Genomic DNA, 15,516 nt, shown 5'->3' with positions numbered 1-15,516 from the left:
GCCATGACCACCTCTCTTGTTCTGCCCGCACCGGCCAAGCTCAACCGCCTGCTGCATATTACCGGCCGTCGCGACGACGGCTATCATGAGCTGCAGACGCTGTTTCAGTTTCTCGACCTGAGCGACACGATCACCCTGACCCCCAGGCGTGACGGCCGGCTGCTACTGGAAAGCCCGCTTGACGGCGTGGCCGATGAAGACAATCTGGCCCTGCGCGCCGCGCGGCAGCTCAAGCCCCGGGCCGGCACGGACGCCGGCGCCAATATCCGGTTGGATAAACGCCTGCCCCTGGGCGGCGGGCTCGGCGGCGGCAGCTCCAACGCCGCCACGGTGCTGCTCGGGCTCAATGCGCTGTGGCGGCTTGGCTTGTCGCTGGATACGCTGGCAACGCTGGGGCTTGAGCTGGGCGCTGACGTGCCGGTGTTTGTCAAAGGCCGCAGCGCCTGGGCCGAGGGCGTGGGCGAGGCGCTGACGCCGGCCAGCCCGAATACGCCGTGGTTTGTGGTCATCCACCCCGGGGTCAGCGTTTCCACCCCCGCGGTGTTCAATGATCCGCAATTGACACGCCAAACCGCGCCGATTAGTATGGCGCGCGCCCTTCAGAGGGGAGCGCTCACCTGGCGCAACGACTGCGAAGCCGTGGTCAGGGCCCGGTACCCATCGGTTGCCCGCGCACTGGACTACCTTGCCCGCTACGCGCCTGCCGGGCTTACCGGCACCGGGGCCTGCGTCTTTGCCGCCTTTGACGATCCCAGAGACGCCAGACAGGTTGCAAAAACAGCCGGTTCGTACGGTAGCGCATGGGTGGCCAAGGGCTGTAACGTCTCTCCTCTGCACGATGCTTTGGGTGGCTAAAACGCCCCCGTATCCGCTAAAACGCAACTGGGGTATCGCCAAGTGGTAAGGCACCGGTTTTTGGTATCGGCATGCGCAGGTTCGAATCCTGCTACCCCAGCCAGTTCAGCGGCGAGCGGCGTCAGGCGCTTTAGCAAGCACTCCCGAGATTTCCAACACTGCAAAGGTGGCCGCGCGTGTCAAAATTGATGGTTTTCGCCGGGAACGCCAATCCCGAACTCGCCCACAAGATTGCCGAAAGTCTGGACAGCCGGATGGGTAACGCCACGGTCGATCAGTTCAGCGACGGCGAGATCGCAGTCGAGATCAACGAGAACGTGCGCGGCAAGGATGTATTTATCCTGCAGTCCACCTGTGCACCCACCAACGACAACCTGATGGAAATGGTCCTGATGGTTGACGCCCTGCGGCGCGCCTCGGCGGCGCGGATTACCGCCGTCATCCCCTACTACGGCTACGCTCGCCAGGACCGCCGCGTGCGCTCTTCGCGCGTGCCGATTTCCGCCAAGGTGGTGGCCGACATGCTGGTCAAGGCCGGCGTGGATCGGGTGATGACCATGGACCTGCACGCCGACCAGATCCAGGGCTTTTTCGACGTGCCGGTGGACAACGTCTACGGCTCGCCGATCCTGCTTGACGATATCGAGCGGCAAAACTACAGCAACCTGGTTGTGGTCTCCCCCGACGTCGGCGGCGTGGTGCGCGCCCGGGCCATCGCCAAAGCGCTCAACGTGGATCTTGCGATCATCGACAAGCGCCGCCCCCAGGCCAACCAGGCGCAGATCATGCACATCATCGGCGAGATCGAAGGCCGCACCTGCGTGGTGGTCGACGACATGATCGACACCGCCGGCACGCTGTGCAAGGCCGGCGAGGCGCTGATGGAGCGCGGCGCCAAGAGCGTGGTGGCCTATGCGACCCACGCCATTCTGTCCGGCCCGGCGGTGGACAACATCACAGGCTCAGTGCTCGACGAAGTCGTGGTGGCCGACACCATTCCGCTATCCGAGCATGCGCGTCGCAGCGGGCGTATCCGCCAGCTCAGCGTCGCCGGGCTGATCGCCGAGGCGATCCGCCGGGTCAGCAACGAAGAATCCGTCAGCGCAATGTTTCACTGATTGCCTGACATCGCAGCGGCGCGGCCCAAGCCCCGCCGCTTGATGGAAACGCCGCCGCCTGGTCGCGGGGACGGCGTTTTCCAACGTTAACCAAGAGGCACATTTCAATGTCCGATTTTATCCTTAACGCCAGCGTTCGTTCCGACCTGGGGAAAGGTGCGAGCCGCCGCCTGCGTCGTGCAAACGAACAAGTTCCCGCCGTGGTGTACGGCGGCGAAAAGGCGCCGCAGTCCATTGCCGTGGAAAAGACCGCTTTCTACAAGGCGATCGAAGACGAGGCCTTTTTCTCCTCGATTATCCGCCTGAACATTGCCGGCACCGAAGAGCAGGTCGTGGTGCGTGATCTGCAGCGCCACCCGTTCAAGCCGCTTTTGACCCACGCCGACTTCATGCGCGTGGACGCCAAGCAGGAAATCACCATCAACATTCCGCTGCGCGTCGTCGGCGAAGAGCAGTGTGTAGGGATCAAAGACCAGGACGGCGAGCTGCACACCCTGGCCGTGGAAGTCGCGGTATACTGCCTGCCGAAAGACCTGCCTGACTACCTGCAGATCGACATTACCAACGTCGAAGTCGGCACCACGCTGCACCTTTCCGACATCCAGATGCCCGAAGGCGTACGTTCCGTCGACCTCGCCCACGGCGAAGACTACAACAGCGCCATTCTGACCATTGCCAAGATGAAAGATCGCGGCGGTGACGACGAAGACGGCGCCGAAGAAGGCGAAGGCGATAGCGCCGAATAAGCCTTGTGCCCGGGGCCGTGCCCGCCACGGCCCGCAAAATGTTATGATCAAGCGCCTCGGCGCTTGATTTTTTTTGGGCATCTGCAGGTTTGATCTGTTGTTTTGGAGAAAAAGATGAGTCAGGTACTGGCGCTTATCGGCCTTGGCAATCCCGGCCCGAAATACGCCGCCACGCGACACAACGCCGGCGCCTGGCTGGTGGATGCCGTGGCCCGGGACGCGCACGCCACGCTGCGCCCGGAAAAAAAGTTTCTCGGGCTGTATGCCAAGGCGCGCCTGGGCGACACCGACCTTCACCTGCTCAATCCGACCACCTTCATGAACCGAAGCGGCGGTGCGGTGGCCGCACTGTGCCAGTTTTTCAAACTGACCCCTGACGAGCTGCTGATTGCCCACGACGAGCTTGACCTGCCCGCCGGCCAGGCACGCTATAAAACCGGCGGCGGTCACGGCGGCCACAACGGCCTGCGCGATACCATCAGCGCGCTGGGTAACCAAAAACAGTTCCACCGCCTGCGGATCGGCATCGGCCATCCCGGTACGGCCAGCCAAGTGGTCAACTACGTGCTCAACCCGCCGGCAAAAGCCGAGCAGGCCGCCATTGACGCCGCGCTGGACGAATGCCTGGCCACTTTGCCGCTGGGACTCGCCGGCGACTGGCCCCGCGCCATGCAGCGCCTGCACAGCATCAAGTAACGCGCCCGGCGCGTCGCATCTCACACAAGCTTTCAGGAATCATCGTTATGGGTTTCAACTGCGGTATTGTCGGCCTGCCCAACGTCGGCAAGTCTACGCTGTTCAACGCGCTGACCAAATCCGGCATTGACGCCGAAAACTTTCCCTTTTGCACCATCGAGCCCAACGTCGGCATCGTACCCATGCCCGACCCCCGGCTGGACGCGCTTTCGGCCATCGTCAAGCCGCAAAAAGTGCTGCCCACCACCATGGAGTTCGTCGACATTGCCGGGCTGGTGGCCGGCGCCTCCCGGGGTGAGGGCTTGGGTAACAAGTTTCTTGCCAACATCCGCGAAACCCAGGCCATTGCCCACGTCGTGCGCTGTTTCGACAACGACAACGTCATTCACGTGTCCAACGAGGTTGACCCCCGCGCCGACATCGAAACCATCAACATCGAGCTGGCGCTGGCCGATCTGGACACCGTGGAAAAAGCCCAGCAGCGCCTGGCGCGCGCGGTCAAGGGCGGCGACAAGGACGCCGCGGCGACCAAGGCCGTGCTCGACCGCGTCCATCCCCACTTGGCCGAAGGCCAGCCGCTGCGCAGCGCCGGGCTCGACGATGACGAAAAAAACCAGGTCAAAAGCTTCGGCTTTTTAACGCTCAAGCCCACCATGTACATCGCCAACGTCAACGAAGACGGCTTTGACGACAACCCTTACCTGGACGTGGTCAACGCCATTGCCGCCGAAGAAGGCGCGGTTGTGGTGCCGGTGTGCAACCAGATCGAGGCGGAAATCGCCGAGCTCGACGACGAAGAGCGGGCCATGTTTCTGGCAGAAATGGGCATGGCCGAGCCCGGCCTCGACCGCGTAATCCGCGCCGGCTATGCGCTTTTGGGCCTGCAGACCTACTTCACCGCCGGGGTGAAGGAAGTCCGCGCCTGGACGGTGCGCGAAGGCGCCACCGCCCCGGAGGCCGCCGGCGTCATCCACAGCGATTTCCAGAAAGGCTTCATCCGTGCCGAAGTCGTGGCCTACGACGACTTTATCAGCCTGAACGGCGAGCAGGGCGCCAAGGACGCCGGCAAGTGGCGTCTGGAAGGCAAGGACTACATCGTCAAGGACGGCGATGTGATTCACTTTCGCTTTAACGTCTAACCCTCGGCGCACAGCGGCGCCGGACCGGGCGAAATCGCTTGACGCTATTGGCGACGACGGGTAGTATTCGCCTCCGTTGAATGGCTACGTAGCTCAGTTGGTTAGAGCACATCACTCATAATGATGGGGTCCCCTGTTCGAATCAGGGCGTAGCTACCAGCCCGATTAAAAACGAAAAAGCCCGCCTGCGCGCGGGCTTTTTTGCGTCTGCAGCGGCTGCCCGGCGTCAGCGCCCGCCCCCCAAGTCAGCGCGCTGGACAAACGCCGTCAGCGCCTGCACCAGGTAGGCGACATCCCGGCTGCCGGCGGTTTCGCGGATGGAGTGCATCGCCCACTGCGGCACGCCCACGTCCAGCGTCGGCACGCCGATGGCGGTGGCGGTAAGCGGCCCGATGGTACTGCCGCAGCCCATATCCGCCCGGGTGACAAACGCCTGCACCGGCACACCCGCCTCGCGGCAAATATCGCGAAACAGCGCCCCGGTGGCGCTGTTGGTGGCATAGCGCTGACTGGCGTTGATCTTGATTACCGGCCCCTGATTGATCGCCGGGCCGTGATTGTCGTCATGCTTATCCGCAAAATTGGGGTGCAGGGCGTGCGCGTTATCGCAGGAGATCATGCACGACGACTGGATCAGCTGCACCAGCGAGGCCTCAGAGCCCCCACCCACCTGCTCATTGAGACGGCGCAACACGTCTTCCAGAAACGGCCCCTGGGCGCCGCTGGCACTGGCGCTGCCGACTTCTTCGTGGTCGTTGGCCACCAGCAGCGCGCCCTGCTCGCCGTCGCACGCCAGCAGCGCCTCCACGCCCACAAAGCAGGACAGCAGATTATCCAGCCTTGCGCTTGCAATCAGTTCTTGCGCCACACCCACCTGCGCCGGCGGCTGCACGTCGTAAAACGACAGCTCGAAATCCACGATATCCACGTTTTCCAGGCCGTGCTCGCGGGCAAGCCAGGCGTGCAGCAGCGGCTCAAGCGCGGCGCTGTCGCTTTGCATCAGCACCGGCGCCATCTGCGTCTGGGGGTTGATGGCCCGGCCGTCGTTGGCCTCGCGGTCCAGATGAATCGCCAGGCTGGGAATGATTGCCACAGGCCGGTCAACGTTTAGCAGCACACTTTCCAGCCGGCCGTCGGCGTGGCGCACGTGCACCCGCCCGGCAAGGCCCAGGTCGCGGTCGAACCACGGCGCCAGCAGCGCGCCGCCGTAGACCTGCACGCCCAGCTGCAGCCAGCCGGCGGCGTATTGGGTGGCGTTGGGCTTTAAGTGAAGCCCGGGGCTATCGGTGTGGGCGCCGATCATGCGCAGCGAGGCAAGCGGCCCTGCCGGCAGCTGAAAGGCGATCATCGACGCGTCGTTACGCGTGACGTAGTAGCGCGCCCCCGGCGTCAGCGCCCAGTCGCGGGTTTCTTCCAGCCGCGTGAAGCCCGCGCTTTCCAGCCGTCTGGCCATGTTGCGGGTGGCGTGCCACGGCGTCGGCGAATCGCGCAGAAAATCGCACAGCCGGTTGACGGTCTCAGCGCTTTGGCCCTGGGTCATGAAAATCTCCCTGACAAGAATCGTGGTTTGAGTCTCAGCGGCGCAGGCGAGCTGCTACAATGCTTTTTCGGTTCACGCAACACCTCGGCCGCTTGCCGCGCAAGGGCACGAGTATACCTAACCCCGGGAGAGCTTGATTGATGAGCTGGTTTGCCACCCTTTCGCGCCTGGCCGCCCTCACCGCGGTGCTGGCCATAAGCAGTACGGCGATGGCCCTGGAGCCGACCGATAAACAGCGTCAAGCCGCCGAAGAAAGCGCGGACTCGCTGCGCTACGGGCATTACGCCGATGTCACCTTCGACGCGGCCTGGTCCCGCGATGCCTTTGACCGCTATCTGGACATTCTAGACGGCCAGCGCGCCTACCTGCTACAGCGCGATATCGAGCCGTTCGAATCACTGCGCACCGAGCTTGACCGGGTGCTCAACCGCGGCGAGCTGGACGAAGTCTTTGCCCTGCACCAGCGCGCCGGCGAAAAGCGCAAAGCGCGGCTGGAGTGGCTGCTGGACGAGCTCGACCAGGGGCTGGACTTCACCTTCGACGGCAGCCAGCGCCTGGTGGTCGACCGCGAAGACGCGCCGTTCGCCACCCGTGAAAGCGAGCTTGATACCCTCTGGCAAAAGCGGCTGACAAACGACGCTTTGAGCCTTGCACTGACCGGCCAGAAGCGCGAAGAGGTCGAGGATACCCTGCGCCAGCGCTACGAAGGCCAGCTCAAACGCCTGGAGCAAACCGAGCCGGAAGACGTGTTCGGGCTGTTCATGGCGGCAGTGACCGGCAGTATCGAGCCGCACACCGCCTACCTCTCGCCGCGCCAGGGTGAGTCGTTCGATATTCAGATGAGCCTGTCGCTTGAGGGCATCGGCGCGCTGCTGCAGACCGACGGCGAATACGTCAAGGTGGCAAGCCTGGTGCCCGGCGGCCCCGCCGAGCGCGCCGGCGTGCTCAAGCCTGCCGATCGCATCATTGCCGTGGGTCAGGAAGGCGAGGACGACATGACCAGCGTCATCGGCATGCGCCTGGACAACGTCGTCGACCTGATTCGCGGCCCCAAAGGCTCAGACGTTCGTCTTGAAGTCATTCCCGCCCAGGCGGTGGATACCACCCGCTCCCACGTGGTCACCATCACCCGGGACACGGTGGATCTGGAAGACCAGGCGGCCAGCAGCGAAGTGATCGAACTTGAGCGCAACGGCGACACCCACTCGCTTGGCGTAATCACCGTGCCCACTTTTTACGTCGACTTCGACGCCTGGCAGGCCGGCGAGGACGACTACCGCAGCACTACCCGCGACGTCGCCAAGGAAGTCGAAAAGCTCAAGCAGCAAGGCGTCGAAGGCATCGTGCTGGACCTGCGCAACAACGGCGGCGGCGCGCTGCAGGAAGCCAACTCGCTGATCGGGCTGTTCATCGACCGCGGCCCCACCGTGCAGGTGCGCGACGCCCAGAGCCGCATCCAGCTCTACGGCGACAGCGAAGCCGGCACCCTGTACGACGGCCCGCTGGGCGTGCTGGTCAATCGCCTGTCGGCCTCGGCCTCGGAAATCTTTGCCGGCGCCATTCAGGACTACGGCCGCGGCCTGGTGCTGGGCTCGGGCACCTTCGGCAAAGGCACCGTGCAGACTCTGGACGAGCTCAGCCACGGCGAGCTCAAGCTCACCCGGGCGAAGTTTTACCGCATTTCCGGCAAGAGCACGCAAAACCGCGGCGTCACCCCGGATATCACCTTCCCCAGCCTGATTGACCCCGAGCGCATCGGCGAAAGCAGTCTGGACAACGCCCTGAAATGGGACAGCGTGCGCGACGTGCAGTACCGCCGCTACGGCCAGCCGGAGCAGTACCTGCCCGAGTTGAAAGAGCGCCACGAAGCGCGCGCGGCAGACAATCCCAACTTTCGCTACCTTGAGCGCCAGTCCACGCTTGCACGCAAGCTGCGCGAGCAGCACACCAGCGTCAGCCTCAACCGCGAACAGCGCAAAAGGGAAATGGAAGCCCAGGAAGCCGAGCAGCTGTCGCTTGAAAACCAGCGCCGCCGGGCGCTTGGCATGGACGAGCTCGACGAATGGATCGACGCCCGTGAAGACGCCATTGCCAGCAGCGGCAACGACGAAAACGGCGCCAGCGGCGAGGACGACAACGAAAACATGCCCGCCGAACGCGCCCAGGTCATCGAAGCCGCCGAGATACTGCTGGACTACGCTGACTTAAACGCTACAACACGGCTGGTTCAGGGCTAAGCCAAAGCGCTGCGCACAGGTGCCCCGCCGCTCGGCGGGGCCTTTTGCGCCCGCTCGGCCGACACCGACAAGAAAAACCGTGCCAACACAGCGGGCAGACGCGAAAAAATCGCCGAATGCGCAGGCATTAGCGTGAAAGCGGTGATGCTACGGACGTAGGAAAGTGCGATCGTAAATCGTAAGAAGGTGCGGTGAAAAGAGGGTACTACCGGCTGGCTCCCCGAACAGGACTCGAACCTGTGACCCAATGATTAACAGTCATTTGCTCTACCAGCTGAGCTATCGGGGAATAACAGTGTGTGCGTACGGTGTGCTGGCTCCCCGAACAGGACTCGAACCTGTGACCCAATGATTAACAGTCATTTGCTCTACCAGCTGAGCTATCGGGGAATAACAGTGTGCGCGTACGATGTTTTGGCTCCCCGAACAGGACTCGAACCTGTGACCCAATGATTAACAGTCATTTGCTCTACCAGCTGAGCTATCGGGGATCGGCTAAAACACGCTGCGTAGTATACCCATAACGCGTGGCAGGTCAAGCATGGCTTTTGCCAGGCGCTGGCAGAGCCTTGGCTGCGTCCGTATAATGCGCGCAGGCAAAACGCGGCGGCGCCGCACCACCATTCACTCTCGTCTTTTGACGACGCCTTGTCGTTGACGACTCATAGACCACAGGTACCGATGGCGAAGAAGCTTTTTATCAAAACGCACGGCTGCCAAATGAACGAGTACGACTCGGCGCGCATGGCCGACATGCTCGGCGAATCGCATCAGCTTGAGCTCACCGACAGCGAGCAGGATGCCGACGTAATCCTGCTCAACACCTGCTCGATCCGGGAAAAGGCCCAGGAAAAAGTCTTTCACCAGCTGGGCCGCTGGAAAAAGCTCAAGGACGCCAACCCCGATCTGGTCATCGGCGTGGGCGGCTGCGTGGCCAGCCAGGAAGGCGAGGCCCTGCGCAAGCGCGCCCCCCAGGTGGACATGGTATTCGGCCCCCAGACCCTGCACCGGGTACCCGGCATGCTTGATCAGCACCGCGACAATCAGATCGCCGCGGTGGACGTCACCTTTCCCGAAATCGAAAAGTTCGATCACCTGCCCAAGCCCCACGCCGACGGCGCTACGGCCTTTGTTTCGGTAATGGAGGGCTGCTCCAAGTACTGCACGTTCTGCGTGGTGCCCTACACCCGCGGCGAAGAAGTGTCGCGCCCGTTTGACACCGTCATGGATGAAGTCATGCACCTGGCCGATCAGGGCGTGCGCGAAATCAACCTGCTGGGCCAAAACGTCAACGCCTACCGCGGCGAAGACGACCTGGGCGAGGAAATCGACCTGGCCGAGCTGATCGCAAGCGTCGCAGCCGTCGACGGCATCGACCGTATCCGCTTTACCACCTCGCACCCGGTGGAGTTCAGCGACAGCCTGATCGACGCCTACGCCGAGATCCCTGAGCTGGTCAGCCACCTGCATCTGCCGGTGCAGGCCGGGTCGGATGCGATTCTTGCCGCCATGAAACGCGGCCACACCGCCGAAGAATATATCGACAAAATGGAGCGCATCCGCGCCAACCGCCCGGACATCAGCTTCTCGTCGGACTTCATCATCGGCTTTCCCGGAGAGACCGAGCAGGACTTCCAGGCCACCATGGCGCTGATTGATCGCATCGGCTTTGATCATTCCTTCAGCTTTGTCTATTCCGCACGCCCGGGCACGCCGGCGGCCTCGCTGCCCGACGAAACCCCGGAGAGCGTCAAAAAGGAGCGGCTGGCGATTTTGCAGCAGCGCATTTTGCAGCAGGCCGGGCAAATCAGCCGGCGCATGGTGGGCACCACCCAGCGCATCCTGGTCACCGGGTTCTCGCCCAAGGACCCCGGCGAGCTGTCCGGGCGCACCGAGAACAACCGCGTGGTCAACTTCCGCGCGGAAAACCCCACCGAGCTCATCGGCTACTTCGTTGATGTCAACATCGCCGACGCTCTGCCCAACTCGCTGCGCGGCGAGCTGGCCTCGGCGGCGCGCTACTAAGCCCTCGCTGCCCGTCTGCCCCGCCCCGACACAATTGCCCCAACACCGTTTGGGGCAGTAAGCTTGGGGCCACATTTATCCATTGATAGGTTTTCTCTCTTGAGCCAGCCATCCTCCCAGGCGAACCGCATCATCACCCTGAGCCTGGAACCCAACGATCCCCAGCGGCTTGCCAGCCTTTGCGGCCAGCAGGATGAACACCTGAAACTGATCGAAAGCCGCCTGGATGTCACCCTGCGCAATCGCGGCAACGTTTTTCAGCTGGCCGGTGCGGCCAACCGCATCAAGGCGGCGGCCAACGTGCTTGAACATCTTTATCGGGAAACCGCCACCCGCGAGCTGGACGCCGACACGGTACACCTGTTTCTGCAGGAGTCCGGGCTTGAAGCGCTGGCCGAAGACGACGACAGCAATCCCGACGAAGAGGTCGTGATCCGCACCCCGCGCACCATGATCAAGCCCCGGGGCGCCAACCAGCAGCGCTACGTGGCAAGCGTGCGCGAACACGACATCAACTTCGGCATTGGTCCGGCGGGCACGGGCAAGACGTATCTGGCCGTGGCCGCGGCGGTAGAGGCGCTCAATCAGCAGGAAGTCCGGCGTATTCTGCTGGTGCGCCCGGCGGTGGAAGCCGGCGAAAAGCTCGGCTTTCTCCCCGGCGATCTGGCCCAGAAGATCGACCCCTACCTGCGCCCGCTGTACGACGCGCTCTACGAGATGATCGGCTTCGAGCAGGTCGCCAAGCTCATCGAGCGCCAGATCATCGAAATCGCCCCGCTGGCCTACATGCGCGGGCGCACGCTCAACAACGCCTACATCATCCTCGACGAGAGCCAGAACACCACGCCCGAGCAGATGAAAATGTTTCTGACCCGCATCGGCTTTGGCTCCACCGCGGTGATCACAGGCGATGTGACCCAGGTGGATTTGCCCAAGGGCCAGCGCTCGGGGCTGATTCAGGTGCTGGAAGTGCTCAAGGACACCCCCGGCATCGGCACCACGCATTTCGCCGCCAAGGACGTGGTGCGCCATCCGCTGGTGCAGCGCATCATCGAGGCCTACGACAGCTTTGAGTCGGCTCAGGAAGCCGAAGAGCGCCGCCTGCACGAACAGCGCAAACAGGAGCGCGAAGCCCGCCTGCGGGCCCGCGACGCCTCGCAATGAGCGGGCCACAGAGTACCAGCCGGGCCGGCGCCGTGGTGGATCGCCAGGTTGCCGTAAAAGCCGACGCCCTGCCCGACCAGCAGGCGCTTGAGCGCTGGGTGAGCGGCGTGCTGGCGCGCCATGCCGGGCGCGCCGGCAGCGAGCTGACCGTGCGCTTTGTGGAACAGGCAGAGAGCCGGGCGCTCAACCGTGACTACCGCGGCCGCGACAAGTCTACCAACGTGCTGTCGTTTCCCTTCGATGCCCCGCCCGGTATCCCCCTTGACCTGCTGGGCGATCTGGTGATCTGTCATGCCGTGGTGGCAAGCGAGGCCGATGCCCAGCGCAAGACGCTTGCCGACCACTATGCCCACATGGTGGTACATGGCACGCTGCATCTGCTGGGCTATGATCATGTTGACGACAAGGAGGCGGAAGACATGGAGCAGCTGGAGCGCGAGATACTGGCCGGGCTCGGCATTGCCGACCCCTACGCCTCCGGCGGCTGACGTCACGCCACACCATTGATGCGACACAACAAGAGACCCATTGCATGAGCGAAGATCGATCGACCGCGTCTTCTTCCAAAAACTGGATGGGCAAGCTCTTTGGCGCCTTTTCCGGGGACGGCGACGACCTGCATTCACGCGACGAGCTGATGGCGTTTCTGCGCGACGGTGCCGGGCGCCTCAAGCTCGACCAGGACGCCCTGACCATCATCGAAGGCGCGCTGCACATCAGCGACCAGCAGGTGCGTGAAATCCTCATTCCGCGCTCCCGGGTCGTCGCCATTACCCTGGACCAGCCGGTAGAGGGCTATCTGCCGCTGATCGAGGAAACCGGCCACTCGCGCTACCCGGTCATCGGCGAGAACCTCGACGACGTCAAAGGGCTTTTGCTGGCCAAGGACCTTTTGCCGCTGCTGTCCCGTTCCCAGCAGCAGCGCGACGCCTTCAAGCTTGACGACGTGCTGCGCCCGGCGATGTTCATTCCCGAATCCAAGCGGCTCAACAGCCTGCTCAAGGAGTTTCGCGACACCCACAACCACATGGCCGTGGTGGTGGACGAGTACGGCGGCACCGCCGGCATTATCACCATCGAGGACATTCTCGAGCAGATCGTCGGCGATATCGAAGACGAGCACGACACCGACGAAGACGATGATATCCGTCCGCTGGAAAACGGCCGCTTCGCGGTGCGCGCGCTGACGCCTATCGATGACTTCAACGCGCGCTTTCACACCCGCTTTGCCGACGACGAGTTCGACACCCTGGGCGGGCTGGTGATGCAGCAGTTCGGCCACCTGCCGCGGCGCGGCGAGCAGGCAAGCATCGGCGGCTTTTCCTTTACCGTGCTCAACGCTGACAACCGCCGCATTCGCCTGCTGGAAGTTGCCCCCGATCCGGAAGGCGATGCCGCGCTCAGCGACGCTTGATTTACCCTTACAGGAACCGCTCAATGAAGGGACGCCCCGTTCGCCGCAACGCAGCGGCAGTCTACGGCCAGCCCTTGGCCGCGCTCGTGGCCGGGATATTCACTACCCTGACCGCCTCTCCGTTTTTTCTCTGGTGGCTCGGCCCGGTGGCGGCCGGGCTGATGTATGCAGGCCTGTTCCGGCTGACCCCCGGTCAGGCCGCGCTCAAGGGCTGGGCCTACGGCGTGGGACTGTTTGCCAGCGGCACCTCCTGGGTGTACGTATCGATTCACGATTACGGCTACACCGGCATGGGGCTGGCGGTGTTTCTCACCGCGCTGTTCGTCGCCGTGCTGGCGCTGTTTTTTGCCGTCACGCTGTGGGTATATCGGCGCTTTTTTACCCCGCGGCTGGCGTTTTTATCGTTTGCCGGCGTCTGGGTGCTCGGCGAGGTGCTGCGCACCTATTTATTCACCGGCTTTCCCTGGCTGCTTTTGGGTTCAAGCCATGTAGACTCACCGCTGGCGGGCTTTGCGCCTATCGGCGGGGTTTATCTCTTGTCGCTGCTGGTCGCGCTGAGCGGCACCCTGCTGGCCGAGCTTTTGCTCTGCCGCCGGGTCTGGACGCTGGCACCGCTGGCGGCCATCTGGCTTTCCCCGCTGGCCCTGCCCAATCAGTGGACCACCCCGGCGAGCGACACGCCGACGCGGGTGGCGCTGTTGCAGGGCAATCTTTCTCAGCTGACCAAATGGACCGCCGAGGGCCAGCGCGCCGCCGCCAACACCTACGCCCGGCTGACCCGGAACGTGGCCGACGGCGTGGAGCTGATCATCTGGCCGGAAACCGCCCTGCCCATGGCCGAGCGCGACGCCCGCGCGGTGCTTTCCCGGGTGCAGGCCAACCTGGCGCCTGACACTGCTTTGATGACCGGCATCGTTCAGCGCAACGCCGCCGGGCAGTATTTCAACAGCGTCATCGGCGTCGGCAACGTCGAGGGCAGCTACCAAAAAGAACACCTGGTGCCGTTTGGCGAATATCTGCCGCTGGAAAGCGTGCTGCGCGGGGCCATCGCCTTTTTCGACCTGCCCATGTCCACCTTTGCTTCCGGGCAGAGCAAGCAGCCGCCCATGCAGGCCGCCGGCGTGGCGCTGGGCAACGCCATCTGCTATGAGATCATCTACCCTGAGCTGGTCGCCCGGCGCGCCCGCAACAGCGGCGCGCTGATTACCGTATCCAACGATACCTGGTTCGGCGGCTCCATCGGCCCCCACCAGCATTTGCAGATGGCCCGGCTGCGGGCGCTGGAAAACGGCCGCTACGTGCTGCGCGCCACCAGCAACGGCATTACCGCGATCATCAACCCGCAAGGTGAGATCAACGCCCGGGCCCCGCAGTTTGAAGCGGCAACGCTGACCGGTGAGTTTTACGCCATGAAAGGCATAACACCCTTTACCCGGCTGGGCAGCTGGCCGGCCTGGCTCGTGGCCGGCGCGCTGGCGCTGCCCGGCGTGATCCGCCGCCGCGCTACCCGCTGAACTCACCGTTCTGGCCGCGCTGGCGCAGCCAGTGGTCCATCAGCGCAAGCGCTACCATGGCCTCGGCAATGGGCGTGGCGCGAATGCCCACACAGGGATCGTGTCGGCCACGGGTCACAACCTCCACCGCCTCGCCGTGCACGTTAACCGAGCGCCCCGGCGTGGTAATGCTGGAAGTGGGCTTGAGCGCCAGGCGGGCGACAATCGGCTGGCCGCTGGAAATCCCCCCCAGCACGCCGCCGGCGTGGTTGGACAAAAAGCCGTCTTCCGGCGTCATCTCATCGCGGTGCTCGCTGCCGCGCTGGCAGACCGCCGCGAATCCCGCGCCGATTTCCACGCCCTTCACCGCGTTGATGCCCATCAGCGCGTGGGCGATATCCGCGTCCAGGCGGTCAAACACCGGCTCGCCCAGGCCCACCGGCACGCCTTCGGCCACCACCGTCACCTCAGCGCCCACGGAGTCCTGGTCCCGGCGCAGCTGGTCCATGAACGCTTCAAGTTCGGGCACGCGCTCGGCGTCGGGGCTGAAAAACGCGTTCTGCTCGACGGCGTCCCAGCTTTTGAACGCCATTTCGAACGGCCCCAGCCGGCTCATGTAGCCGCGCACGCTAACGCCGCGCGCCGCCAGGTACTTCTTGGCCACGGCCCCTGCCGCCACGCGCATGGCGGTTTCCCGAGCGCTTGAGCGCCCGCCGCCGCGGTAGTCCCGGCGGCCGTACTTGTGGTGGTAGGTGTAGTCGGCGTGGGCCGGGCGGAACTGATCCTTGATCCTGGAGTAGTCCTTGGAGCGCTGATCGGTGTTTTCGATCAAAAGCCCGATGGGCGTGCCGGTGGTCCTGCCTTCGAACACGCCGGAGAGAATCCGCACCCGGTCGGCCTCTTTACGCTGGGTGGTATGGCGCGAGCTGCCCGGCCGGCGGCGATCGAGATCGCGCTGCAGGTCTTCCTCGCACAGTTCAAGCCCCGGCGGGCAGCCGTCAATGGTCGCGCCGAGCGCCTCGCCGTGGCTTTCGCCGAAGGTGGTGACGGTAAACAGTTTGCCAAAGGTATTGCCTGACATGGGCGTTA

Annotated in this window: 13 protein-coding genes and 5 tRNA genes; 13 read left to right on the top strand and 5 right to left on the bottom strand. The window is 63.8% G+C overall.

The window, feature by feature from the left end:
* The first annotated feature begins 3 nt into the window (after positions 1 to 3).
* The 7 genes from ispE to ABD654_RS05055 all read left to right on the top strand — a co-directional run bounded on the left by ispE (position 4) and on the right by ABD654_RS05055 (position 4,713).
* Positions 4 to 855: a 4-(cytidine 5'-diphospho)-2-C-methyl-D-erythritol kinase gene (ispE, locus tag ABD654_RS05085; RefSeq protein ID WP_344702892.1), complete on the top strand. Its 852-nt coding sequence runs from the start codon at positions 4 to 6 to the stop codon at positions 853 to 855.
* A 28-nt stretch (positions 856 to 883) separates the two neighbouring features.
* Positions 884 to 958, top strand: a tRNA-Gln gene (locus tag ABD654_RS05080).
* A gap of 73 nt (positions 959 to 1,031) precedes the next feature.
* Entirely contained in the window at positions 1,032 to 1,973 is a 942-nt protein-coding gene (locus ABD654_RS05075) for a ribose-phosphate pyrophosphokinase (protein ID WP_344702890.1), read from the top strand.
* Between the two features lie 107 nt (positions 1,974 to 2,080).
* The gene (locus ABD654_RS05070) at positions 2,081 to 2,719 is read left to right on the top strand and encodes a 50S ribosomal protein L25/general stress protein Ctc (protein WP_344702888.1); all 639 of its coding nucleotides are present in this window, start codon (positions 2,081 to 2,083) and stop codon (positions 2,717 to 2,719) included.
* A 114-nt stretch (positions 2,720 to 2,833) separates the two neighbouring features.
* Complete coding sequence (pth, locus tag ABD654_RS05065) at positions 2,834 to 3,415, top strand: aminoacyl-tRNA hydrolase (RefSeq protein WP_344702886.1); 582 nt, start codon at positions 2,834 to 2,836, stop codon at positions 3,413 to 3,415.
* 47 nt (positions 3,416 to 3,462) lie between these two features.
* The gene (gene ychF, locus ABD654_RS05060; protein ID WP_344702884.1) at positions 3,463 to 4,554 is read left to right on the top strand and encodes a redox-regulated ATPase YchF; all 1,092 of its coding nucleotides are present in this window, start codon (positions 3,463 to 3,465) and stop codon (positions 4,552 to 4,554) included.
* Between the two features lie 82 nt (positions 4,555 to 4,636).
* Positions 4,637 to 4,713: transfer RNA gene (locus ABD654_RS05055), tRNA-Met, on the top strand.
* Positions 4,714 to 4,780: 67 nt separating this feature from the next.
* Here ABD654_RS05055 and ABD654_RS05050 read toward each other — a convergent pair.
* Positions 4,781 to 6,094, bottom strand: coding sequence for a M18 family aminopeptidase (locus ABD654_RS05050; protein ID WP_344702881.1), 1,314 nt, complete (start codon positions 6,092 to 6,094; stop codon positions 4,781 to 4,783).
* Between the two features lie 140 nt (positions 6,095 to 6,234).
* Here ABD654_RS05050 and ABD654_RS05045 point away from each other — a divergent pair, with 140 nt between their 5' ends.
* Positions 6,235 to 8,331 carry a carboxy terminal-processing peptidase gene (locus ABD654_RS05045; protein WP_344702879.1) on the top strand — a complete coding sequence of 699 codons (2,097 nt, stop codon included), beginning with the start codon at positions 6,235 to 6,237 and terminating at the stop codon, positions 8,329 to 8,331.
* A gap of 213 nt (positions 8,332 to 8,544) precedes the next feature.
* On the opposite strand, the gene ABD654_RS05040 is transcribed toward ABD654_RS05045, so the two are convergent.
* The 3 genes from ABD654_RS05040 to ABD654_RS05030 form a co-directional block, all read right to left on the bottom strand.
* Positions 8,545 to 8,620, bottom strand: a tRNA-Asn gene (locus tag ABD654_RS05040).
* A 25-nt stretch (positions 8,621 to 8,645) separates the two neighbouring features.
* Positions 8,646 to 8,721, bottom strand: a tRNA-Asn gene (locus ABD654_RS05035).
* 25 nt (positions 8,722 to 8,746) lie between these two features.
* Positions 8,747 to 8,822 (bottom strand) — tRNA-Asn (locus ABD654_RS05030).
* Between the two features lie 190 nt (positions 8,823 to 9,012).
* On the opposite strand from ABD654_RS05030, the gene miaB reads away from it, so the two are divergent.
* The 5 genes from miaB (at position 9,013) to lnt (ending at position 14,448) form a co-directional block, all read left to right on the top strand.
* Positions 9,013 to 10,356, top strand: coding sequence for a tRNA (N6-isopentenyl adenosine(37)-C2)-methylthiotransferase MiaB (gene miaB, locus ABD654_RS05025; RefSeq protein WP_344702877.1), 1,344 nt, complete (start codon positions 9,013 to 9,015; stop codon positions 10,354 to 10,356).
* Between the two features lie 99 nt (positions 10,357 to 10,455).
* A complete protein-coding gene (locus ABD654_RS05020; RefSeq protein WP_344702875.1) occupies positions 10,456 to 11,520 on the top strand; it encodes a PhoH family protein in 1,065 nt (354 codons plus the stop codon).
* A complete protein-coding gene (ybeY, locus tag ABD654_RS05015) occupies positions 11,517 to 12,008 on the top strand; it encodes an rRNA maturation RNase YbeY (protein WP_344702873.1) in 492 nt (163 codons plus the stop codon). The genes ABD654_RS05020 and ybeY overlap by 4 nt, the downstream gene beginning before the upstream one ends.
* A 44-nt stretch (positions 12,009 to 12,052) precedes the next feature.
* Complete coding sequence (locus ABD654_RS05010) at positions 12,053 to 12,934, top strand: CorC family transporter (protein ID WP_344702871.1); 882 nt, start codon at positions 12,053 to 12,055, stop codon at positions 12,932 to 12,934.
* A gap of 23 nt (positions 12,935 to 12,957) precedes the next feature.
* A complete protein-coding gene (gene lnt, locus ABD654_RS05005) occupies positions 12,958 to 14,448 on the top strand; it encodes an apolipoprotein N-acyltransferase (RefSeq protein WP_344702869.1) in 1,491 nt (496 codons plus the stop codon).
* Here the strand turns inward: lnt and aroC are convergent.
* Positions 14,438 to 15,508 carry a chorismate synthase gene (gene aroC / locus ABD654_RS05000; RefSeq protein WP_344702866.1) on the bottom strand — a complete coding sequence of 357 codons (1,071 nt, stop codon included), beginning with the start codon at positions 15,506 to 15,508 and terminating at the stop codon, positions 14,438 to 14,440. The genes lnt and aroC overlap by 11 nt on opposite strands.
* Positions 15,509 to 15,516: the final 8 nt, after the last annotated feature.

Source organism: Halomonas cibimaris, from assembly GCF_039537045.1.
Classification (GTDB): domain Bacteria; phylum Pseudomonadota; class Gammaproteobacteria; order Pseudomonadales; family Halomonadaceae; genus Vreelandella; species Vreelandella cibimaris.
The sequence above is the reverse complement of the archived record's forward strand: the minus strand, read 5'-3'. Positions and strand labels throughout refer to the sequence as shown.

Bases quoted from the DNA above. Each gene is read 5' to 3' on its own strand.
- aroC (WP_344702866.1), bottom strand. From the start codon at position 15,508: ATGTCAGGCAATACCTTTGGCAAACTGTTTACCGTCACCACCTTCGGC.
- ispE (WP_344702892.1), top strand. From the start codon at position 4: ATGACCACCTCTCTTGTTCTGCCCGCACCGGCCAAGCTCAACCGCCTG.
- miaB (WP_344702877.1), top strand. From the start codon at position 9,013: ATGGCGAAGAAGCTTTTTATCAAAACGCACGGCTGCCAAATGAACGAG.
- ABD654_RS05070 (WP_344702888.1), top strand. From the start codon at position 2,081: ATGTCCGATTTTATCCTTAACGCCAGCGTTCGTTCCGACCTGGGGAAA.
- pth (WP_344702886.1), top strand. From the start codon at position 2,834: ATGAGTCAGGTACTGGCGCTTATCGGCCTTGGCAATCCCGGCCCGAAA.
- lnt (WP_344702869.1), top strand. From the start codon at position 12,958: ATGAAGGGACGCCCCGTTCGCCGCAACGCAGCGGCAGTCTACGGCCAG.
- ychF (WP_344702884.1), top strand. From the start codon at position 3,463: ATGGGTTTCAACTGCGGTATTGTCGGCCTGCCCAACGTCGGCAAGTCT.
- ABD654_RS05045 (WP_344702879.1), top strand. From the start codon at position 6,235: ATGAGCTGGTTTGCCACCCTTTCGCGCCTGGCCGCCCTCACCGCGGTG.
- ybeY (WP_344702873.1), top strand. From the start codon at position 11,517: ATGAGCGGGCCACAGAGTACCAGCCGGGCCGGCGCCGTGGTGGATCGC.
- ABD654_RS05050 (WP_344702881.1), bottom strand. From the start codon at position 6,094: ATGACCCAGGGCCAAAGCGCTGAGACCGTCAACCGGCTGTGCGATTTT.
- ABD654_RS05010 (WP_344702871.1), top strand. From the start codon at position 12,053: ATGAGCGAAGATCGATCGACCGCGTCTTCTTCCAAAAACTGGATGGGC.